17 protein-coding genes and 1 tRNA gene are annotated in these 22,286 nt (G+C 55.4%); 4 read left to right on the forward strand and 14 right to left on the reverse strand.

Features of this window, described 5'->3' with window-relative positions; translation table 11 throughout:
- Window positions 1-9: 9 nt before the first annotated feature.
- Complete coding sequence (locus tag C0U40_RS14795; protein ID WP_101656664.1) at window positions 10-1,233, reverse strand: aminotransferase class V-fold PLP-dependent enzyme; 1,224 nt, start codon at window positions 1,231-1,233, stop codon at window positions 10-12.
- 144 nt (window positions 1,234-1,377) lie between these two features.
- Between C0U40_RS14795 and C0U40_RS14800 the strand changes: the two genes are divergently transcribed.
- Window positions 1,378-1,755, forward strand: coding sequence for a VOC family protein (locus tag C0U40_RS14800; protein ID WP_101656581.1), 378 nt, complete (start codon window positions 1,378-1,380; stop codon window positions 1,753-1,755).
- 67 nt (window positions 1,756-1,822) lie between these two features.
- On the opposite strand, the gene acuI is transcribed toward C0U40_RS14800, so the two are convergent.
- From acuI to C0U40_RS14825, 5 genes are read right to left on the reverse strand one after another with little or no spacing between them, the layout of a single operon-like run.
- Window positions 1,823-2,812, reverse strand: a complete 990-nt coding sequence (gene acuI, locus C0U40_RS14805) for an acrylyl-CoA reductase (NADPH) (protein WP_069299334.1) — start codon at window positions 2,810-2,812, stop codon at window positions 1,823-1,825.
- A 13-nt stretch (window positions 2,813-2,825) separates the two neighbouring features.
- Entirely contained in the window at window positions 2,826-3,929 is a 1,104-nt protein-coding gene (locus tag C0U40_RS14810; protein ID WP_101656582.1) for a dimethylsulfoniopropionate demethylase, read from the reverse strand.
- The gene (locus tag C0U40_RS14815; protein WP_286135012.1) at window positions 3,929-4,435 is read right to left on the reverse strand and encodes a DinB family protein; all 507 of its coding nucleotides are present in this window, start codon (window positions 4,433-4,435) and stop codon (window positions 3,929-3,931) included. The genes C0U40_RS14810 and C0U40_RS14815 overlap by 1 nt, the downstream gene beginning before the upstream one ends.
- A 46-nt stretch (window positions 4,436-4,481) precedes the next feature.
- Complete coding sequence (locus C0U40_RS14820) at window positions 4,482-5,153, reverse strand: DUF1326 domain-containing protein (RefSeq protein WP_101656583.1); 672 nt, start codon at window positions 5,151-5,153, stop codon at window positions 4,482-4,484.
- 14 nt (window positions 5,154-5,167) lie between these two features.
- Complete coding sequence (locus C0U40_RS14825) at window positions 5,168-5,941, reverse strand: DUF2182 domain-containing protein (RefSeq protein WP_286135013.1); 774 nt, start codon at window positions 5,939-5,941, stop codon at window positions 5,168-5,170.
- A 158-nt stretch (window positions 5,942-6,099) separates the two neighbouring features.
- Here C0U40_RS14825 and C0U40_RS14830 point away from each other — a divergent pair, with 158 nt between their 5' ends.
- Window positions 6,100-6,831 carry a FadR/GntR family transcriptional regulator gene (locus C0U40_RS14830; RefSeq protein WP_101656584.1) on the forward strand — a complete coding sequence of 244 codons (732 nt, stop codon included), beginning with the start codon at window positions 6,100-6,102 and terminating at the stop codon, window positions 6,829-6,831.
- Window positions 6,832-6,928: 97 nt separating this feature from the next.
- Here the strand turns inward: C0U40_RS14830 and C0U40_RS14835 are convergent, their stop codons facing one another.
- On the reverse strand, window positions 6,929-11,620 hold the full coding sequence (locus tag C0U40_RS14835; protein WP_101656585.1) for a M10 family metallopeptidase C-terminal domain-containing protein: 4,692 nt from the start codon (window positions 11,618-11,620) through the stop codon (window positions 6,929-6,931).
- A 139-nt stretch (window positions 11,621-11,759) separates the two neighbouring features.
- A complete protein-coding gene (locus C0U40_RS14840; RefSeq protein ID WP_180957716.1) occupies window positions 11,760-13,625 on the reverse strand; it encodes a sensor histidine kinase in 1,866 nt (621 codons plus the stop codon).
- A 178-nt stretch (window positions 13,626-13,803) separates the two neighbouring features.
- On the opposite strand from C0U40_RS14840, the gene C0U40_RS14845 reads away from it, so the two are divergent.
- Together C0U40_RS14845 and C0U40_RS14850 are read left to right on the forward strand one after the other, a co-directional pair.
- Window positions 13,804-14,409 (forward strand): response regulator, encoded by a 606-nt coding sequence (locus tag C0U40_RS14845; protein WP_286135022.1) that lies wholly within the window; start codon window positions 13,804-13,806, stop codon window positions 14,407-14,409.
- 106 nt (window positions 14,410-14,515) lie between these two features.
- Window positions 14,516-14,592: transfer RNA gene (locus C0U40_RS14850), tRNA-Arg, on the forward strand.
- A 232-nt stretch (window positions 14,593-14,824) separates the two neighbouring features.
- Here C0U40_RS14850 and C0U40_RS14855 read toward each other — a convergent pair.
- The 6 genes from C0U40_RS14855 to C0U40_RS14880 form a co-directional block, all read right to left on the reverse strand.
- The gene (locus C0U40_RS14855) at window positions 14,825-15,556 is read right to left on the reverse strand and encodes a peptidase (protein WP_101656588.1); all 732 of its coding nucleotides are present in this window, start codon (window positions 15,554-15,556) and stop codon (window positions 14,825-14,827) included.
- 34 nt (window positions 15,557-15,590) lie between these two features.
- The gene (locus tag C0U40_RS14860) at window positions 15,591-16,388 is read right to left on the reverse strand and encodes a transglutaminase family protein (protein ID WP_101656589.1); all 798 of its coding nucleotides are present in this window, start codon (window positions 16,386-16,388) and stop codon (window positions 15,591-15,593) included.
- Window positions 16,388-17,329 carry an alpha-E domain-containing protein gene (locus C0U40_RS14865; protein ID WP_101656590.1) on the reverse strand — a complete coding sequence of 314 codons (942 nt, stop codon included), beginning with the start codon at window positions 17,327-17,329 and terminating at the stop codon, window positions 16,388-16,390. Before C0U40_RS14865 ends, C0U40_RS14860 begins: the two co-directional genes overlap by 1 nt.
- A gap of 1 nt (window position 17,330) precedes the next feature.
- Complete coding sequence (locus C0U40_RS14870) at window positions 17,331-18,758, reverse strand: circularly permuted type 2 ATP-grasp protein (RefSeq protein ID WP_101656591.1); 1,428 nt, start codon at window positions 18,756-18,758, stop codon at window positions 17,331-17,333.
- Window positions 18,759-19,182: 424 nt separating this feature from the next.
- A complete protein-coding gene (locus tag C0U40_RS14875; protein ID WP_101656592.1) occupies window positions 19,183-20,628 on the reverse strand; it encodes a calcium-binding protein in 1,446 nt (481 codons plus the stop codon).
- 135 nt (window positions 20,629-20,763) lie between these two features.
- Complete coding sequence (locus C0U40_RS14880) at window positions 20,764-22,278, reverse strand: catalase (RefSeq protein WP_101656667.1); 1,515 nt, start codon at window positions 22,276-22,278, stop codon at window positions 20,764-20,766.
- Window positions 22,279-22,286: the final 8 nt, after the last annotated feature.

Consider the following 22,286-nt stretch of genomic DNA (forward strand, 5'->3'; position numbering starts at 1 on the left):
CCCTGCGGATCACAAAACCTGTTCTAAAGCCTCGATTAATTTGTCCACTTCGCCCTTGGAAGTGTAATGGACAAAACTGACGCGCAAGACGCCGTGATCGGGATCAATTCCCAGACCTTTCAGACAACGCACGCCGTAAAAATCCCCGCCGCCTGCGTTTACCCCCAATGGGGCGAGCTCGGTTGCCAGTTGCAGCCCCGGCTTTTGTGAAAGCACGGCCACGGTGGGAGCCTTGGCCGACGCCTTGCGCGGACCGATCAGACGTACCGAATTCTTGTCGCCCAGATAGTCCAACAGCGGTTGCAGCAGTTCGGTTTCATAAGAGCGCATCAAATCATGCACCGCTTCGCCCCGCGTCGCGGCACGGGCATCCACCCCGCCGTGATGGGTGTACACCGCGTCGATATAGTCCGCGATACCGGCACAGGCCGCGACCTGTGCGTGGTCAGGCCCTGCGGGCGTAAAGCGTTTGTAAAGTGTATCTGCGTTAAAGTAATGGGCCTGATTGGGCAGCTCCATGCCCAACCCTTCGCGCATCACCATAATCCCCTGATGCGGACCGTAGGTTTTATAACTGGAGAACAGGTAAACATCCGGCCCGAGCGCACCTACATTGGGCAACCCGTGGGGCGCATAGCTGACCCCGTCCACGCATGTATAAACCCCCGCATCCCGCGCAATGGCGCAGATTTCGCGCACGGGATTGATCTCACCGACCACGTTTGAACAATGGGGGAAGCACAGCAGCTTGACCTTGTCATCCAGAAGCGCGCCGAGATCGTCCAGCGACAAAGAACCGGTTTCACTGTCTAGGTACCATTCCCGCACCTCAATGCCGCGATCCGCCAGACGCCGCCACGGACCGGTATTGGCCTCGTGGTCCTGATTGGTCACAATGATCGCATCGCCTTCATTCAGCCACTGCCCGAACGCCTGCGCCAGCACATAGGTGTTTTGCGTTGTGGAAGGCCCAAAGGAAAGTTCGTGCGTGGCCACCCCAAGGATACCTGCTAGGCGTTTCCGGGCCTCGTCCATCTCGGCACCGCCAAGTTCGGATGCCTCGAACGGACCATAGGGCTGGACCTTGCGCTCTGTGTAAAAACGGGTCAGCCGGTCGATGACCTGTTTACAGGTGTAAGACCCGCCTGCGTTTTCAAAGAATGCCTGTCCTTGCAGGGCTTGCGCCGAAAACGCCGGAAACTGGCTGCGGATAAATTCATTGTCCAAGGTCATCGTCTTGCTCCCAAATTTCTTTGGCATAGCAGTGCAGTAGTCCTCCTGAAGGGTCAAGCCGCATCCGCCCCAAAGCTGGTGCCGCTTTTTGTCAGCAGCCCCTGATTACGTTGAAACCTGCAATCAAACACAGGAGAAGTTGCCATGGCTTCCACGGCAGAAAACGCGCTCGTCTGGGCGGAAATTCCCACCACCGATATGGATCGCGCGATGAAATTTTACAGCGCAGTGACGGGGGCCGAACTGAAACTGGATGTGTCCGGCCCGAACCCCATTGCTGCTATTCCGGTCGATGGCGCCGGGCGCGCTGCAAGCGGGCATATTTATCCGGGCACGCCTGCTCCGCGCGGTGCAGGTCCGACCATCCATCTCGCCGTGAAGGGCGGATTGGAACAAACGCTGGGCCGCGTGGCTGCGGCTGGCGGTCAGGTCCTGTCAGAGCCGATTACCATCCCCGCAGGCCGCTTCGCCTACACACTCGATCCTGACGGCAATTCCATCGGGTTCTTCGAGCGTCTCTGAAACGTAAAAGGCCCCGCCATTGCTTGCGGGGCCTTTGTGAACTTTAGTGTCATGACTCCTTAGGGATTCAGGCGTTTACGTCCACCAGAACGCGGCCCTTTACCTGACCCTTCAGGATGTCCGCACCCAATTGGGGCAGATCGGACAGGGTTGCTGGCTGGATCATCGCTTCAAGCTTGTCCATCGGCAGGTCTTTGGCCACCCGTTCCCATGCACGCAGGCGGTTGTCATAGGGCTGCATTACACTGTCGATGCCCAGCAGATTGACGCCGCGCAGCAAGAAAGGGATCACAGTGGCAGGCAGTTTCGCACCGCCAGCCAGACCAACAGCCGCAACAGAGGCGCCGTATTTCATCTGACCCAGCACACGGGCCAGCATCTCGCCGCCAACCGCGTCAACACAACCGGACCATGTTTCCCCTTCAAGCGGACGTTTGGTGGTCTCGTTCAACTCGCCCCGCGGAACGATTTGCGTAGCACCAAGGGATTTCAGGTAGTCTTCGGTTTCAGGCCGCCCCGTCACGGCAGCAACCTCATAGCCGAGATTGGCGAGGATCGCCGTTGCAACAGAGCCCACACCACCGGCAGCGCCCGTTACCAGCACCGGACCGTTGCCCGGCTTCAGACCGTGATCTTCCAGCGCCATAACAGACAGCATCGCCGTGAAGCCTGCGGTGCCGACCGCCATCGCCTGTTTTGCGTCCAGACCCTGTGGCAATGGCACCAGCCAGTCCGCCTTGACGCGGGCTTTTTGAGAATAGCCGCCCCAATGGGCCTCACCCACGCGCCAGCCGGTCAGAACAACCTTGTCGCCGGCCTTGTAGCGCGGATCATCCGAGGATTCCACGGTACCGGCGAAGTCAATGCCCGGCACATGGGGGTAATTGCGCACAAGCCCACCGCCCGGCCCGATGCACAATCCGTCCTTGTAGTTCACAGTGGAATATTCCACCGCAACGGTAACTTCACCTTCGGGCAGACGGTCTTCGCCAATCTGCTGTACAGAGGCAGAGGTTTTACCCTCGTCGTCTTTTTCCACGATCAGTGCGTTAAACATATTATTCTCTCCTCTAATTCCAGAAACTTTCCAGAACGGTTGCATCACGCATCCCGTCCGGTGTCTGAACGCGCAGCGCAGTGCCCGCGTCCCAATGGGTCATGCGCACCATTGCGATGGCCACGTTCGTATCAAAATCGGGCGACCATGCCGCAGAGGACACCCGCCCGACCCTTTTCTCTCCGGCCAGCAGCGGCCACCAGCGGTCACACCCCGGCACCGCAGCGCCCTCAATCGCTACGGGGCGGATCTGTTGCACAGGCCCCTCTTTGGCCACGCGCAGCAGCGCATCACGACCAATACAGCCGATGGCATCATGGGTATCGCAGAAACGCCCCAACCCGCATTCATGGGGGGTGTTGTCATCCGTCATGTCATTGCCATAGGACAGCAGACCGCTCTCGATCCGCTCTATCAGATTGGGGCATCCGGCGTGCACGTCCAGATCGCGCCCCGCCTCCATCAGCGCATTCCAGAGAGGCATACCGATGTCACTACCTTCGACGTAAATTTCATAGCCGCCCTGTTTGGAATATCCCGACCGCGCCACGACCAGCTTGCGACCCTGAAATTCGAACAAGCCATAACGGAAGAAGCGCACATCCTTGACGCTGTCCCCGAACACCCGCGCCATCAACTCGTCGGATTTCGGCCCCTGAATCGCCAGTGGCGATACATCCGGCTCGTCCACGAGCACGTCAAGCCGCCAGCCGTTGGCAATGCCTTTAACCCAATACAAAAGATCGCTGTCGGCGATGGAGATCCACCAGCGGTCCTCGGCCAGTTTCACCGCCACCGGATCATTCAGCATGCCGCCGGTTTCATCCACGATCGGCACATAAAAACACTGGCCTTCTTTCATGGTGCGCAGGTCGCGGGGCGTCAGCATCTGCATCAGGCGCGCCGCATCCGGCCCGCGCAGTTCCACCTGCCGTTCACAAGCAACATCCCAGACTTGAACCGCGGATTTCAAGTGGTGGTAATCCTCTGTGACCGAGCGGAACACCGTAGGCAACAACATGTGGTTGTAGATCGTATAGGCTTTGACGCCGGCAGCTTCGACACCTTCGGAAAACGGTGTACGGCGCAGGCGACGGGATTGGGACAACAGGGCCATCAGACAGACTCCATAAAGACCAGATCCGTATCGGCAGTTTTCACACCGGCTTGGGTCAGCATGGCATGAACCTGACCCCGATGGTGGGTCTGGTGGTTGAACACATGGGTATAGATTAGGGATTTGGGTTGCGAGATATCCGATTGTTTCAAACCGGAGAACCACGTGATGTCGCCGGACAAATCGCTGTCAGACAGGCCCTCAGCCCAATCCACAATACGCTGGTCCGTCAGATTGCGCTGCTCGCAAAAGCTGTCCCACTCCTTGTGGAACTCGGTGCTTTGCGCACCCGGCACAGTGGGGGCCGCCCCGCCGTCAAAGCGGGACATCCAGAGCATGTCTGCCCAGAGAATATGACACAGCGTGGCGCTGATAGATCCGAAGAACGCACCGCGTTCCTGCTGCCGTACGGCATCCGTCAAACCGGCAGCGGCCGGGATCATCCAACCGTTCTGCCATTTGTTATAGCGCGCCATCATGCGCAGCCAGTCCGCTGACCCTGTCATATCGCTCTCCCGTGCAGGCTTGTCGTTAATAAAGCCCGGTTACAGCTTACGGGCCGGACCATTCGATCGGGCAGATTTCAGCGGATTTGCCGCCAAAGTCCCACGCCCGACCGTGATCTCGCACGCGCGAGCGCAGGCCCACTGCAGCGATGATGTCCGGTCCCATCCAGTATTTGGAGTTCTTGATCACAACGCCCTCATCAGGGTTGGCCCCGCCGAGCTGTTCGATCTCGCCGTTGATCTTCTTGCCAATGTTGATCCGGCGACGACGGCCATCGGTTTCAATTTCAACCTTGGTGCGTTCGGCATGGATTATGGTGCTGACAAGCATGGTGAACAGGCCGGTTGTGCCCCCCGCAGTGCCAGAGAAAATCTTCAGCAAACCTTCATAGGCTTTGTCTGTGGCGCGGTCGTCCACATAGGCAGCGACCTTCCAGTCGCCTTCCGCCATACGGCCCGGAATATCTGCCAGCAGACCCACGTTCAGCCCGCCGATGTCTTCGCCCTCAAAGTGGCCTTCATCGATGCGAATGGCCATCCACGCATGGCAGTAGCCTTCGGTCGGCTTGTATTTGCCAAGCGAGACAACACAGGGGCAGAATACATCGCAAGAGCAGTTCAGAAACAGCTCTCCTTTGATTTTCCAGTCTGTCGGAACCCGCGTGCGCCGTGTGGGCGGAGCAGGTTGTTCCGCGGCAGTCGTTGTTTCAGTCGCCATTGTCTGGCCTCCCTTTAGTAAAATCCGGCAGCACGACCGGCCAGCGCCAGCCCTGCTACAATCAACAATGCACCGGCAGGGCGCATCACGTAATGCGCAACCTGCGGTAATTTCTCCAGAACCATCAGAAGGGTCGCAAGCCCCATCCACAACAGGTTCATCGCGCCCCCCGCAAAACCAAGAGCCATATACCCCCAGCAGCACACCACGCAGTACGCCCCGAGCCCCAGCCCCATGCGCAAGCCGCCTACCCCGCCCGGACGCCAGTTGCCCAGAAAATACTGCATCGGTGCGTGGCAGACGCCGTGGCAAACTTCTTTCAGCCATGTGAACTGGAACCAGCCAACTACGACAAGCAATGCAGAAGTCGCCCAGAGCATGGTGGACTGGCCGAACATATCAAGCCATCCCAACCGCATCAGCCCCGCCTGCAACAAGGCAATACCAAGCGCAAAAGCCACCCAAACAACGAAGTAACCGGTGATAACACCAAGCCATCCGGCCCAGCTGCCGTTGGCGGATTTTATAAGAGCTTCGTATGTGGTTAACGTGTGAACAAAGGTCGGCCCCATCATGGCCACCATCATCACCGCCCACATCGGGACCAGCGCACGCAAGCTGTTCATCGGCGGCATTCCCGCCATATCCATCATCCCCACACGTGCGCCGTACCAGTTCAGCCCCATTTGCATCGCCATGGAATACATCATCCACCAGGCCAGCAGAATCGCCGCAAAGAATGACAGCCAGAGCGCGGAGCGGATCAGATGATGGGGAAGATTAAGCACATCACACCTGTTGTCGGGATTTGGCCGTCCCACGCTTGTGCAACCGCCGTATTCGGGTACATTGGGTCTACGGGAAAACCAAATGTCTGACAATTAATTTTTACAAATGTCTGACAATTAATTTTTCCGGAAGGATCACAGCGGATAGCAGGTAGAATATGAAGTACGAACTGGATCAGGCACAGGAACTTTCTGCGCAGATTGCACAGGCCATTCGGGATGGCATAATGGAAGGCAGGCTGATCGTAGACCAGCGCCTGCCCTCGGAAAGTGACCTGTGCGAACAGTTTCAGGTCTCGCGCCCGACAGTGCGTGAAGCCCTGAAACGGCTGGCCGCACAGAACCTGATCCGAACACAGCGCGGCGCATCCGGCGGGGCCTTTGTGAACCGGCTCAGCTTTGAGGATGCCTACGGGCAGCAGATAACGACCTCTACCCTGCTGTTATCCATGAACGCAGTCAGCTTCGAAACGGCTTGCGAAGCCCGTTTTGCGCTGGAACGGGCCTGTGTTGCGCTCGCCGCCCAGCGCCGGACACCGGACCAGCTGGCCGCCATGCGGGCCGAGATTCACCGCCAGTCCCAGCCCGGCCTCAGTGACGAGAGTTTTTGCGCCTCTGATGTAGCGTTCCACCGCGCGCTTGTGGATGCGGCGGGCAATCCGGTGATGTCCTATCAACTTGCAGGCGCGGTCGAAGCAATTGAACCACTGATGAACATGATCACTTTCACAGCCCGAAAGCGCGAGAAAATTGTCGAACTCCACACTCTGATCGCCGATGCGCTGGAGGCGCGTGACGCTGCCACAACCGAAGCCGTTCTCGGGCAGTTGGCAGAACATACGCTTGAACTGGCCCGTGAAGTGGCGCGGATGCGCAGTAAGAGCGCGTAACACGATCAGAACCGCAGGAAATCTCCGGAACGGTTCATCACGTTTTCTGCTACTTGAACGGGCACTCCTTCAACTGGGATGCGAGTGCCCTTCGCTCTCAAAGGATAAAGTCTCCGCTGTTCAATCCGGAGAAACCGGCGAGAACGAACTTCATATCCGCCACCCCATCCGCGTCCGCATCGATCTGGACAATAGTATCTCCGCCGACCTTCAGAAAATTCACCTCTTTCGCGGTTCCGGTAAAACCGGATTTTCCCAAGAAGGCAAAACTGCCATCCAGACCGGAGAGGTCAATCAAATCGCGGCCGGTTCCGAAATCGGTAATCTTGTCCAGCTTGGAATTTGTCGTGTCGGTTGTACTGTTAAAGGCAAACACATCGGCGCCTTTCCCACCCACCATCACATCGCGGCCTTGCCCGCCTGTCAGGATGTCATTGCCGGTACCTCCGTGCAGCTTGTCATCCCCTTTCCCGCCGGCCAGCATGTCGGCACCGCCCTTCCCTGCAAGCACGTCGCGACCTTTGTCTCCCCGCAGCAGGTCCGAACCTTTGGCGCCGACCATGTCATCCCGGCCACCCCCGCCCCGCAGCAGATCGTTACCGTTGCCGCCGTTCAAACTGTCATCTCCTCCATTCCCGAGGAGCGCATCCTTACCACCACGTCCCAGCAGAACATCCGGGCCACCTTTGCCAAAGATTTCATTCCCCCTGAAATCGCCGGTATAGCGATCGGCAAAGCGACTGCCGATGATATCGTCTATTCCGGTCAGCATATCCCCTTCCAGATACGTGCTGTCCGTGTCACCGTTACGCATGTCATAGAACACCCCGGTCTCGAAAGCCGTGAAATCAAGCGTATCCTTGCGTCCTGCACTGCCATCATAGGACTGAACCCCTTCTGCGAGCCACAGGTCCAGAACGGCATTGCCGGTGCCTCCGATTACTTTCTCTATATCTTCAAACACGCCGCGCACCTCTGCGCCGAGCGTGTTTTGCAGCCTGATCTGGAAGGCGCCGGATTCCGGATCGTCCAGATCCGGCAGAACCCGTGTCAGATCGGCAGCTTCATTTGCAAAGGAGTGGCCGGTTTCCAGAATATCCTGCGGCGTCAGGGAGACCCCTTCATAAATCCGCGCCTCGCTGGTGCCGGTATCCTGCCACACCGGAACATCGGCACGTAGGACCGCTTGATAGGATTGTGTTGCAAAGGTCAGCCAGACCGTGCCGGAATTTGCCCCCAGTTCGAGACTGTCTTCACCGGCCCCACCATAAAGAATGTTGTTCCCCCCATCGAGACTGAAGATGTCGTCGCCGTTTCCGCCATAGGCGGTATCATTGCCAAGACCGACATTCAGGATGTCATCGCCGCCTGCTCCATAAAGCAGATCATCCCCTGCGCCGCCGTTTAGTCCGTTGCTTTCCGCCGAACCTGTAATCGTGTCGCCGAGATTGGTGCCAGTCACGTTTTCAATCTCAAAAAGCCGGTCTGTGCCATGGGCGCCGGTGACAGTCCCATCTGCCAGATTGGCGACGATTGCACCGAAGTTGGCAGCCATGACAGCACCGGATTCAGTGTCAGGTACGGCCGTATCATAAGAGGCCGTATCCCGCCCTGTCCCGCCATAGAGCGTATCATTTCCACCGCCGCCGTGCAGCAGGTCCTCTCCCGCGCCCCCGTAAAGAAGGTCCTGACCCGCGCCACCGAACAATTCGTCGTTCCCACCACGCCCGTCGAGAAGGTCCGCCCCGTTCAGCCCGACAAAGCGTTCTGAACCTTCGGTCCCAAAGAACCTGTCGCTACGGCTGGCGTAGTCGTTGCCGATCAGTTCCTCGAATCCGGATACAGTGGCTGTGATTTCATTGCTGCCGCCTTCTGCCGAAACTGTTCCGGCCTCCAGATCGACATTCACGGTCCGCGGTGCTGTGGAATGACTGCTGAGATCGAATTGCAGACGGTCATATCCTGTGCCTCCCGCAAGTTCGCCGCGAAAGCGCTGAACCTGAAGCAGATCATCATCCGCGCCACCGTCGACCGTCATATCATTGCCGCTCCCGCCGGACCCGACAATCATGGTGTCCTTACCTGCGCCCCCGAACAGAAAGCCGAAATCCCGCAAGCGCATGTAGTCGTCACCAGTACCTCCATAGAGTTCACCGAAGGTTGACCCGTCAGTCGAAGGATCACGGATCAGGATATCATTCCCGCCACCGCCATAGATCGTCATCCGGTCGTCACCAAGTAATTGTACTTCATCAGCAAGATCCCCGAGATAAAGTCGTTCGATCCCGTCTAATGTGCCGCTAAACAGTTGGGACGCGTAGGTTTCTGCCAAATCGTCCTCGACCCCCAACTCGCTGCTTTCCGAAGCATCAAAACCGCGGAAACTGGACCCGATGGCACCAACTTTACGCAGATAAAACCGGACCTCATCCAACGTTCGGGTATCCAGCGTGTCATAACCACCGCCGCCGTCAAAATTGGTGCTGTTGTAAATGGCATCCGGCAAGGTCAGTTGAATCAGGTCATCCCCGTCGCCACCAGCGACCAGTGGCGCGCCGTTGGAGAACAAAACGTCGTCCCCCGCGCCGCCGTCGATCTGGACGCTCATATTATCCGGGTTGGAGGCTCCGTAAAGCGTGTCGGACTCTGACCCGCCGGTCACTTTTGATATATTCACAAATATATCGGTTGCCAGAACACTGCCATCTTCGTCCAGACGTTCTACACGTCCTTCGCCCCCGTAAATCCGAAGGCTCCCGGTATCCGGCTGCGGATCGACCCGCTCGAACGAGCCGAACCGCAAGTCTTCCGGCGAATAGGTCAGCCAGTCGCTGCCCTCTCCTCCGTCGAAGAAATCGCCAAGCCCGTCTTCAGGCGTGCCACCCCCAACCAGTTGGTCAAAATGGGCCCCTCCGAACAGGCTGTCCTGCCCCAGGCCGCCAACCAGAACGTCCTTGCCATCGCCGCCGAATATCTGGTCGTTGCCGTTTCGACCGTCAATGTAATCGCCGCCATCGTTGCCAACCAACCGGTTGGCGCGTTCATCGCCGCGCAACCGGACCGCACGGGAATCCCGCATGATAATATTCTCAATCCCATCCAGCGCGTCATGGTCGCGACCGTCCCAAGCCGTCCCTTCGACCAGATCCACGACAACCGTGGAACTGCCATCGGGATCAACCGGAAACAGCCAGGTGTCGTTGCCAGCGCCGCCAAAGACCTCATCCGCCCCGCCGCTTGCAATAATGACGTCATCCCCGTCTCCGCCGTAGATTGTGTCTACAAAGTCAGACCCTGTGATGCGGTCGTCGCCCCCGAATCCGGAGATCGTTGTCGAGAATGTGCCCCCGTACAGGAAATCGTTCTTTTCAGTCCCCTCCAGCACAGCGCTTTCAGCAACTTTTACGTTTTCAATCAATTCCTTGTAAGTGAAATGGTCGAACCCGAAGTAAAAATCCTCTACCCCGTAAACGGTTTCATATCCCTGAGTGAAATAAGCGTTCACAGGATTTTGGTGGAAAAAGACGATGCCATCGCCGTCTTCCGTGCTGAAAAAGGAATACTCCGACAGACCACCGGAAAAGCGCAGGCTGTCCTTGTCTCCTGCGCCCCCATAAATTGTGTCGTTCCCCTGTGTTGCAAAAACGAGATCATTGCCCGCCCCCGCAGTTACGGTGTCATTGCCTGCGCGCGCGTTGATAACATCGGAAAATTCGGTGCCTTGTAATTCATCCGCATTCTCGGTCCCGAGGATCAGGCGATCCGAGGGCTCATCCCCGAACTCGTCGAAAATCTTGCTAACAAAGTCATCAAGAAACCCGTCCAAATCGTAATCCCAGCCTTCCACAGCAAAAAGATCACCCAATTCGCCGAATTTTGCGAAGATCTCATCCAATTTTGCTTCCAGCCCGTTCAGGGCATCCACGTCTGGAAGGGCGGAAGAAATTTTGTCCGTCAGCTTGTCCAAAAGCTTGTTGATACCTGTTTTCTCCATGATCCAATCGAGCACCGGCTCCACCGTCACCCTGAAAACAAACCCAATCGCATCCAGCAGCGGCTCAATCGGTTTCAGCTTGGAATAGACAATCTCCAGCGGTTTCTTGAGAAAAGACAGGCTTTCGGCAACCGCCTGAAACTTGCCCGCAACAGTCACCAGAGCGTTCAGACCACCCACTTTGAAGGCATCGGTAAAGGCGTCCAGTTCATCTTTCAGAGTGTCATAAGTTCCGTTCAGCGTTTCAAGCACATCGTTCAGCGGATCTGTGAAGACTTCAGCGGTATCTGAAAGCGGTTTTAACGTATCATGTTCCGGTCCGTCGATTTCATCCACTGTATCGAATGTATCGACCATTTCTTCGGTGTAACTCTCCACCTCATAGACTTTAATTGCGACGTTGAGCATTTTCGCCTCAAGCGCAGAAAGCTTCTTTTCTGCATTCTTGAGTTTCTCGATGTACTTGCCTTCTTCTATCTTGATCCGAAGATCATGGGCTTTTTCTTCAAGCTTATCGGCAACCGACTTTACCTTTTCCAGAACAACCTTAGCGACCTTGGCGACAGACTTTAGCGGACCGGCATTGCTCATAATCTTGACAGTCAGCAACATGGCATCCACCTGCTTGCCAAAATCGTCAGCCTGTTTCTCAATTTTAGTTGCGTATTCAAGCGCTTGTCGTGCGAACTTCACATCCTGTCGGATCTCGCGAACCTCTGAGCGCGCTTCGATCACATTTCTTCGGGTCTCCCCCAGATTTTCGTCAAAAGCTTTTAACTCTGCGCCGGCTCCCATCGGTTATCTCCCAATATCTTTCGGACAAATGCCCTGTGTAAATGAATAAAATCCGGCACAGAAATGACGTACCTTCCCCTAGGTTAACCAGAAACACCCGTATCGGGTATCAGGTGATCACCCCATTTTTGAGAGAGAGTTAGCGATTTGATGGGTCGAGCAGGACGGAAACGCAGCTACCGCCGCTGTGCAGCAAGCGTGAATTCAGCCGTAAACCGTGCGTTTCAACAAGCGATTGCACGATGGACAACCCCAATCCGTGGCCATCGGTATCGCCTGTCATTTCTCCGCGAACGGCCCGCCTTTGCAACTGCTCCAGCAACTCCGGCGATAGGCCTTCTCCTGTGTCATACACTTCAAGCCACAAGGCTCCCTCACGGTGGCGCACGCCGAAAAGAACCTTGCCCTCATTTGTATATTTGATGCCGTTAGACACGAGATTGGTTACGATACGCATCACATCAAGGGGCGGCAGCTCCACCACGGCACTGCTGGACACATAGCGCAAGGAAATCCCTTTCGCGGCCGCTTCCGGCGCAAACATTTCCTTCACCGTGCGCAGCACCTCTTCCATGACGACCGTGTCAGCTACCCCTTCAGGCGCGTCGCCGCCAAACTCTTCCACTTCAAGGTCCAGTTTCCGAGACACCAGCTCTTCCAGATAGGTGAAAGTCTCTTCTATCTGGCCGGCCCTGTCCCCATGCCCGCCAGCAACCTGACCATCGACCATCTGTTGGATATTCAATCGAAGCGCGTAAAGCGGTTGCCTCAGATCATGCACCGTATCTGCGATGCGCTGATTAGAGTTTTCGGCGAACTTCAGGGCCAGTGCATATTTTGCTTCAAGATCCCGTAAACGGCGGGACATCTTCAGATTTCGTTCCGCTTCATTCAGGCTAACCTCCAGAGCGTGTGCGCGCGCCTGGCGCATCTGGTTGAACCGGTCAAGGATCGCTGCCCCCATCAAAGCTGCATCCATAACGAAGACAATACGCATGCTGTCGAATTGCACCTCTTCCGAAATCTCGATCCCGAACCAGTGGCGGGAAGTCATGATTGCGCTTGAAATAACGGCGCCGAACCACGCAATTGCAAAAAACCGCACTTCCTTGAACCGTTTCCGCGCCGCGATCACCCCTGACGTTGTGAACAAGACTGCTGCGCAGAGTGCGAGCAACACCAGAATTTTTTTGACCGCCTGAGTATCCACGGCAACAGTTGAAACCACCAGAGCGAACACACCGAAAATCAGCGCGAGCAATACCTTGTCCAGCCAGGGATGGTATTCCCGCGTAGAGAGAAACAGCCGTGTAAAATTTGCGCCCGAAGCAATCAGACCCGTCCCGAGCAAAACAGAAGAATACCCGTTAAACAGGGGCAGACCCGGCCAGAGATATTGGAAAGCATTGCCATCTCCGTGCATGATAAAAAGCAGCCCGAAGCCAGCAAATGCACTATAGGCTGCAAAAATCACCTGTCGGGTCGCAACGAACGCGGCAAACGCGATCAGGACCAGCAACAGCAACATCCCGTAATAGATAAAATTCTTGGCAGTTTTACGCGCTGCGAGGGCGTTGAACTCCTGCGCGGAGCGAAGCGCAAACGACAACTGGCTTGATCCGCCGGAGCGATACTTCAGCAGAAACTGGTGGGTCTCTTCCTTCGGGAGAGTAAATGCGACCACCAGTTCGGGATAGCGAACGGAGCGGTCCGAGAACGGCGAATCCGGTTGATGCTGTTCCAAAAGAACAGGCGTCCCATCCGGCGGAACCTGATACAGTTCCAGTGCCTGTAGGAAATTCTCTCGGAAATGCAGCCGCCAGTCCGTGGGCGCATCCGGTCGGGATTTCACCGCAAACCGCAACCAGATAGAGGCTTTGGTATACCCGAATTCCGCAGTTTTGGTTTCCAGAGGCTTGAAATTGCTACGGATCGGATCGCTTGTAATTTCGGCGATACCGAGCGATCCGTCATGATCCAGATAGTATTCGACATGCCCCCGCATCTCTGCCTGTGAAGGGGCTTTAGAAAGCAGATAAGGCTTGATAGACTGGGCTGTAACAACAGAACCTGCACTTAGACAGATTAAAAACAAATATAAACTAATTAAAATTCGGCATGTTTTTCTGGCCATAATGGCCCCAGATTAGGGAAACGTTGAAATTATAGCTAGTAGAGTTCTTATCGTAGACGATCATGCGATCACCGTGGGTGGTCTGGAACAGGTTTTGCGCGATCATGCCCGCTTTGAAGTTGTTGGTACCAGCACCAGCGGGCTGGAGGCTATCGGGCTGGCACGAAAGCTATCCCCGGATCTTATGGTCCTTGATTACGCCATGCCCGATGTAAACGGACTCGACGTTTTTCTTGAAGTGTCACGGTGGTCGCCAGATACGAAGACAGCGCTCGTCACCGGTACATCGAACACGAAACTCTTGCACCGGTTGCGTGATGCCGGCGTGCACGGATTATTCCAGAAGAGCAGCGACCCCACGCTGCTTTGTGCCGGTTTCCTGCGCATTCTTGCCGGAGAGTCCGTCACCTGTCCGGCAACGGCAGCGCAGATGCGCGAGCCCCATGCCTCTGCGAACCTGTCCCACCGGGAAATAGAGGTCCTGAATTGTATTGCCGACGGGCTAACCAACGCGAAATCAGCCGATAAACTGAATATCAGTCCCAAAACAGTAGACAGCCACCGCACCGCTCTGATGCGCAAACTGGGTGTCAATTCCACAGCAAGCCTGTTGATCCGTGCCGTTCGTGAAGGTCTGATCGACATCGGAAAGTAGCGTTACAACGGAAAACGCCTGCTGCAATGCCAACAAGAAAAAAACCGGCAAACCTCTAAAAACCCAATTGAACCTGCGCTCAGAACCCCCTATACCCCCGTCTCAGGCACCCGTAGCTCAGCTGGATAGAGCGCTGCCCTCCGAAGGCAGAGGCCACACGTTCGAATCGTGTCGGGTGCACCAATCATTTCAATGACTTAGCATGCTACGGGTGAGCGGCGGCCTTGGCCGGTTAACCACCAGTGCGGCGTCAGGCATTCAGACCTTAGCGTCTACGCTCGAATTAATCACTTTCTTCAGATTGGCGATGTAGCAAAAATTGCTTTGTCTGCCACACCACACATAAATCGCAGCCCAATATCGGTCCCAGCCATTTGCGAACCAACGCCGGATTGTCTGAAACAAACTTCTGCGATCAAAGCCGGTAACTCGGCAGCAGCTGGAACGCGTCGCGCAAGGCATCCCCCCAACCTGACGAAATTGCCTGATACACTTCGTCGTCTGCATTGATCCGCTTGGTACGACCATTGGAAAACGAGTCATTCTCATAGATTTGCAGATCAAAAGGCAAACCAACGGAAAGGTTTGATTTTACGGTTGAATCAAAGGAAACGAGCAGCAGTTTTATCGCATCGGCAAAATCCATCTTTCGCTCGTATGCCCGCACAAGGATCGGCTTTCCGTACTTCGTTTCACCGATCTGGAAAAAAGGTGTGTCGTCAGTAATCTCTATGAAGTTACCTTCAGGGTAGATCATAAATATTGTCGGCTTGCCGCCTTTGATCTGGCCTCCCAAAATGATCGAAGCGCCAAACTGATCTTCGGAAGTTTGCCCTGTAAGGGAGGATTCGGCGATCACCTCGCGCAATGTGGCCCCAACCAGCCTTGCGACCTGAAACATGGTCGGCAGGTGCAAGATGCTTGGATCACGGTCCCCCTCCGAAACAGATCGTTCGGACAGCAAACTGATGAGCGATTGTGTCGTCGCAAGATTGCCCGCTGTCATAATGGTGATTGCGCGCTCGTCCGGCACTTGCCAATGGAACATTTTCTTACTGACAGCAAAATTATCAACACCCGCGCTGGTGCGTGTATCGGACATAAAGACCAACCCGTGATCCAGCCGCATTCCGATGCAATACGTCATTTCATTCTATCCCAGACCAAACTTCAGCATCTCTTTACTGCTGTACTTGCAAAGATACCAATAAAGTTTCATCTGCACTGCCCATACGCAGACCTTCAACAGGGGCCGCATCGCGTGCATCCCGACCGATGGCGATACGGACGTATTTTTCATCCGGTGAAACGCCGTTTGATACGTCAAAGCCCACCCATCCAAGCCCCTGAATAAAGACTTCGGCCCACGCATGGGTTGCTTCCTGCTGCACCTGTTCATTGATCCTGAGATACCCGCTGACATAGCGGGCGGGAAGGCCCGACAGGCGGACGGCTGAGATAAATATCTGCGCATGGTCCTGACAGACACCGGCATCCCCTTGCAGCGCTTCCTCCGCGGGTGTGTCGACAGCGGTTCCGCCCGTTTTATAGGGGAGTGTCTGGAGAATGGTATTTGAAAGAGTGTGCAAATCTGAAAGTTGCGCACTGGCGTCCGATGTAATTTTTGGCAGAGCCCTGATCGCTTCGCCGGGCATCGTCAATGCGGTGGGCTGGAGAAAATGCCACAGTGGCGCGCGGCCAAATACCTGTCCGAGAACACCGGTTTCACTAAGCGTTCTCACAAGGCCTGCGGCCTGAATGCTTAAAGCAGTGGCGCCCGGCGCAATGCTTACCAGATCCACATGATTGCCGTAGTGATCGGTATAGCTTGCCTCGATCTTGCCCCCTGCAATCTCAACGGACCAGTTTTCAACCTGTTGCATGACAGAGGTTAACGGGCGCAGACGCACCTTTTGCAACGCGTAATCCACGGGCGCGTTATACAGGTATTCGGTGGTGTGGCTAATGTTGAGTTCCATTACCCTGTGAACCTGTAATCTATTTCGATCTGCTGTGCGAGACTGGCGGTGCTGTCAATCACTTCGTTAACAAACTGGTGCAGCCCCTCGTCGAAGATGGAATGGATATCCGGCTTTAACAACAGCGTCCTAAGCGCGTCGGCCATCTCATGCGAGGCGTATCTGGTGCCATACTCCTCTGCCATATGTGAAAGGCTTTTTACGATCTGGCCCGCGCTAAATGCCAACGAACGCGGCATACGCCGGTCGAGGATCAGAAACTCCGCGATGGCAGGTGCGGTAAAGTCTTCCTCAACAGCCCATCGAAAGGAGCGATGCGCCGATACCGAGCGCAAAATCGTTTCCCATTGGACATTGTCCAGATGGCTGCCCACAAAAGACGGCGCTGGCAGCAGCGAATAGTATTTCACATCAACAATCCGCGCCGTGTTGTCCATCCGCTCGACAAACGTACCAAGGCGGCAAAAATCGTAGATGTCGTTGCGCAGCATGGTCCCGTGCAATGCGCCGCGCACAAGACCGGACTGCTGGCGGATGGTGGCAAGTACAGCAGGCAGTTCTGTTTGCGGCACCTCATCCTTCAACAGGTCCGTAAACAGCATCCAGGTTTCGTTGACAGCGCACCAGACTTCGGTCGTCAATGCGGTTCGAACAAGACGCGCGTTATCACGGGCGGATTTGATGATCGACAGAACCGAACTCGGGTTCGTGCGTTCTCGCAAAAGGAAGTTGACCACCTGCGAACTGTCATAGCTGTCGTAGATCGCTTCGTAGGCCTGTTGTGCAGCAAGCGTGGAAATCACGGATTGCCATTCTGCCTCTGCTGTGGTGGATCGCGTCAGGGCAATGCGGAAGCCCGCTTCGATCAGACGCGCGGTATTCTCGGCCCTCTCAAGGGACCGGAACATCCAGTAGAGCCCACCAGCGGTTTTTCCCAACATATCAGTCTTCCAATACCCAAGTGTCTTTTGTGCCGCCGCCCTGGCTTGAATTCACCACAAGCGAGCCCTCTTTCAACGCAACACGGGTGAGCCCGCCCGGTGTGATATTCACCCCGTTCGGGGATACCAGCGCAAAGGGGCGCAGATCGACATGGCGGGGCGCAAGGCCGCTATCGGTAAAAATAGGAACGGTAGAGAGCGACAATGTCGGCTGAGCGATGTAGTTGTTCGGGCGCGCACGCAGTTTTTCGGCGAATTCCGACAGCTCCTTTTTGGATGCCGCGGGGCCGACGAGCATTCCGTAACCGCCCGAACCGTGAACCTCTTTAACCACCAGATCAGCCAGATTATCCAAAACATATTTCAGTTGTTGCGGGTCAGAGCACCGCCGCGTTTCAACATTTTTGAGGATCGCCGGTTCACCGGTATAAAATTTGATAATCTCGGGGATATAGCTGTAAACCGCCTTATCATCTGCCACACCGGTTCCGGGGGCATTGGCTATCGTAATATTTCCCGCGCGATAGACATCCATGACCCCCGGCACCCCCAGCATGGATTCCGGATTAAATGTCAGTGGGTCGAGGTATTCATCATCTACACGACGATACAGCACATCAATGGTTCTGTACCCTTTCGTGGTGCGCATGGCGATATGTCCGTCAACGACCCGCAGATCGTGCCCTTCCACCAGCTCGACGCCCATCTGGTCTGCTAAAAAGCTGTGTTCGTAATAGGCGGAGTTGTGAATCCCCGGCGTGAGAATGGCAACACAAGGACGCCCCTTACACCCGCGCGGGGCAGAAGCCTCCAACGACCGGCGGAGGTTCTTGGGATAGTCGCTTACCGGCTGCACAGGTATTGCGCTGAACAGTTCCGGAAACATCTGCAACATCGTCTCGCGGTTCTCGAGCATGTAGCTGACACCTGACGGTGTTCGCGCATTATCTTCGAGCACGAAAAAATCATCTTCGCCCGTGCGCACGATGTCTGTGCCAACGATATGGGTGTAGATATTTCCAGGCGGGCTGAAATCCATCATCTGCGGCAGAAACGCATCGTTCTGTGCGATCAGATCGATTGGAATTACACCGGCTCTCAGGATTTCCTGCCGATTGTAAATATCATGCAAAAACGCATTCAGGGCACGGATACGCTGCTCGATACCTTTGGACAGCTTAGTCCATTCCCGTGAAGAAATGATGCGGGGAACCAGATCGAAGGGGATCAACCGCTCCTCAGCGTCCTGCTGTCCGTAAACGTTAAAAGTAATACCAGTGCGCCGAAAGAATGCTTCGGCTTCCTGAGATTTCTTGGCAAAGCGCTCGTTGTTCTGCTTATCGAACCAATCGTCATAATGCACGTAGGGGCCCCGTGGTTTCCCGTTGGAATCATGCATTTCACTAAAATGGGCAATATCTTTGATCATGATTCCACGTTAGATTTCGCCCGCGCCGGAGCAACAAAATGTAAGGGAAAACGGGCCTCAAACAGCCAAGTGGTTAAATTATAATCACATCCACAGATTTGCAGCGCTCTCTTTGAGCAATTGAAATAATATCGACCGAAATTTAAGTCGGAACACAGAGAATTTCGCGCAGGACAAGCTCCTCTTTGGCCTACGGAGATGATGGTTAACTATCCTTTGCCTGCGCAAGGCTGAGGCCCCTCTTTCCTCAACACAAACAAGCACATGCCCTATCTGCCATCAGCCTTATGAGGCCCGGCGTCGCATGGTGAAACTCACCCTGTTTGGGACATCTTTCAAAACGAGTAACAATGCGAACGCTTTTTACATACGGTAGAGGCTGGTCAGTCCCAGCCTCCCGAACTTCAAAGCCCTCGAACACGTGTCAGATAAACGAGAAGTCGTCTTCGGTTATGTCCGCTTTACCCAACCCCAGCAATTTGATCGTGCCGCCGTCATGCTCGATCACTTTATGGCGGCCCACTTTCGTGATGGTCAGGGAGTCAAAACCACCTTCATGATCATGAACCAACATCAGGTCGTCCCCCTGTTTGAAAGCGCGCAGCTTGTCGTTGCCGCTATCTTGCGAAAACAGGAAAATGTCGTCTCCACCGCCGCCTTTCATCAGGTCGTTGCCGGACCCGCCCACAACGAAATCATCTCCGCTGCCGCCAAAGAACTTGTCATTTCCCCCGCCAAGCCGGATGGTTCCGGCTTCGCCGTTCAAGGTGACCTTGTCGCGCCCCTCACCTGTGTGGATCACACCGAAATAGCCGCTGCCGGTGACAACCACGTCATTGCCGTCGCGGGTATTCAGGAAATCTACATTACCATTGCCCCCGTTTACTTTGTCACCGCCTTTACCGGTCCGCAATGTGCCCGCTCCCCCGTCGCCAAGGGCCAGTTTCACGGTATCCTCTCCAAAGACGGTCAGGCTGTCGATAGACCCCTCTGCCGAGATCACATGAGACATCCCAGAGCCGGAGCCGATCTGTATCGCCCCGATCCCGCCAGTACCGATATTGATCTGCGAGACAGAGTCGTAGGCCACCAGACTTTGAACATACCGTTCGTCTGTGGTCATGTTTAATGTACCCTCAAAGGCTTCGATAGTTCGGATGCGGCCGGACCCTTCCATGGTGATTTCCACATCACCACCATTGGACGTAAGAACCCGCATATCGCCGCCGTCTTTGATATCGAACTTGGACAGGCCGGTCTCGGTATACGTGCGTGCCGCAGCAATATCCGTGTCTGCTTCGACAACCACGGTATTGTTATTACCACCAAGGTCAAGAAACTTGACCTGCCCTGACTTCAAGCGAATGGAATGATCGCCGTCACTGATGCGCAGGGCCTCCACCCTACCATCGATAACAACAGTGGCATCCGCATTGATGCCGATGGTTTCAACGCCACCCGACCCGACCTTGAGCTTAACGTTGTCCCCGCCAAGACGGACGGTTTCAGTGTGATGGGAACCAAGGGTAATGTCATGCACCCCGCCCCAGCCTTCGATGTAGTTAACCTGCGTCCCGTCCAGCACAATGTCGGAATTTTCGCCCAGCGCCAGAACGCCGATATTGGTGTTAGTCCCGCTGTCGAAAATCGTCGCCTTGCTGCCCCCTTTGGCATGAAACGCCATATAGGCAACGGTCCAGTTCGAGCCAGTAAAACTGGCGTTAACGTTATAGAACCGGCTGTCAGTATCATCGTAGACAGAATAAAACGGCAGATAGCCGGACCAAGTCAGATCCGCGTTGTCGTCTTCGCCAACCGGCTCGTTTTCAATATCGCTGCTGCCGTCGAAAAGAGAGTGAATATTAACCATAGACTTTCCCATCTAAAAAAATGTGCTGAAAAAATATTAGGAATTGCCTTGGGGTAAATCTTACTCCGTTCTGCCGTTATTTCAAGGAGGTTGCCGTGCGGGGATATCTCTGCCCCGCACAGCTGTCAGGCCAAATCAGCCGCCGATGCTTTTGGCGGAGGCCATGCCGGGGGCTTTGGATTTGCCGCCCAGCTTGTCGCGAACACCCTTTTCGATCTTGTCGCCGGTGTCCCCGTCGATGTTGCGCCAGTATTCAAATGCGCGCACGAGTACTTTTTCACTGACACCGTCTGTCAAATGACCAACAACGTTTTGTACCAGACGCTCTCTTGCGTCTGCATCCATTACGTCGCGCACAAGGGTGCCCGCCTGTGACCAGTCGTCATCATCCTTGCGAAGGGTATAAGCAGAACGCACCATTTCGCCGTCAGCGTGCCAGATACCCGCTTCCTCACCTGCTTCGGGCTGCGCGGAAGGTCCACCGTAGGAATTGGGCGCATAAACCGGATCCTGCACTTTTACCGTGCGCCCTGCCCCGTCCTTGGAGTAGCTATGGACCGGTGCCTTGGGTGCGTTTACCGGAATATGCTTATAATTCACGCCGAGCCGTGCACGATGCGCATCGGCATAGGAAAAGCCACGGGCCAGCAGCATTTTGTCCGGAGACAGCCCAATACCGGGCACCATGTTGTTCGGCTCGAATGCAGCCTGTTCGATTTCTGTGTGGAAGTCGGTCGGGTTCCGGTTCAGGGTCAGCTTGCCCACCTCCATCAGCGGATAATCTGCATGTGGCCAGACTTTGGTCAGGTCAAAGGGGTTGATCCGGTAGGTTTTAGCATCCTCGAAGGGCATCACCTGCCACTTCAGGGTCCAGCTCGGGAATTCTCCGTCGGCTATATGGTTAAACAGGTCGCGGCGGTGGTAATCCCCGTCCATACCAGCCATCTTATCCGCTTCCTCCTGACTAAGATAAGCGTTTCCGTCCCCCTGATCCGTATGGAAGTGGAATTTAACCCAGAATTTTTCGCCATCAGCGTTGACCAGCGAATAGGTATGGCTGGAGTAGCCGTTCATCTCGCGCCATGTACGCGGGATACCACGGTCCCCCATAAGATAGGTCACCTGATGGGCGCTTTCGGGCGACAGGGTCCAGAAATCCCACTGCATGTCGTGATCGCGCAGGTTATTGTCTGCACGACGTTTCTGGCTGCGGATGAAATGCTGGAATTTCAGCGGATCGCGAATAAAGAAGATCGGCGTGTTGTTTCCGACCATATCAAAGTTGCCATCCTCCGTATACATTTTCACCGAAAAGCCACGCGGATCGCGCCATGTGTCAGGGCTGCCTCTTTCGCCTGCAACCGTAGAAAACCGCATCACCACATCGCAACTGGCACCGGGCTGGAAGATTTTTGCCTTGGTGAACTTGGACACATCCTGTGTGGTTTCAAACGTCCCGAATGCGCCGGAACCTTTGGCGTGGGGCTGGCGTTCGGGGATGCGCTCACGGTTGAAATTCGCCATCTGCTCAAGGAGATAGTGATCGTTCAGAACGATCGGGCCATCCGGTCCGACGGTCAGGGAATGCTCGTCGCTGCGAACGCGAATGCCGGCATCTGTTGTCGTAGGGGGGGACTTTTTATCGGTCATAATGGACC

The organism is Neptunicoccus cionae (assembly GCF_002860325.1).
GTDB classification, from domain to species: domain Bacteria; phylum Pseudomonadota; class Alphaproteobacteria; order Rhodobacterales; family Rhodobacteraceae; genus Amylibacter; species Amylibacter lutimaris.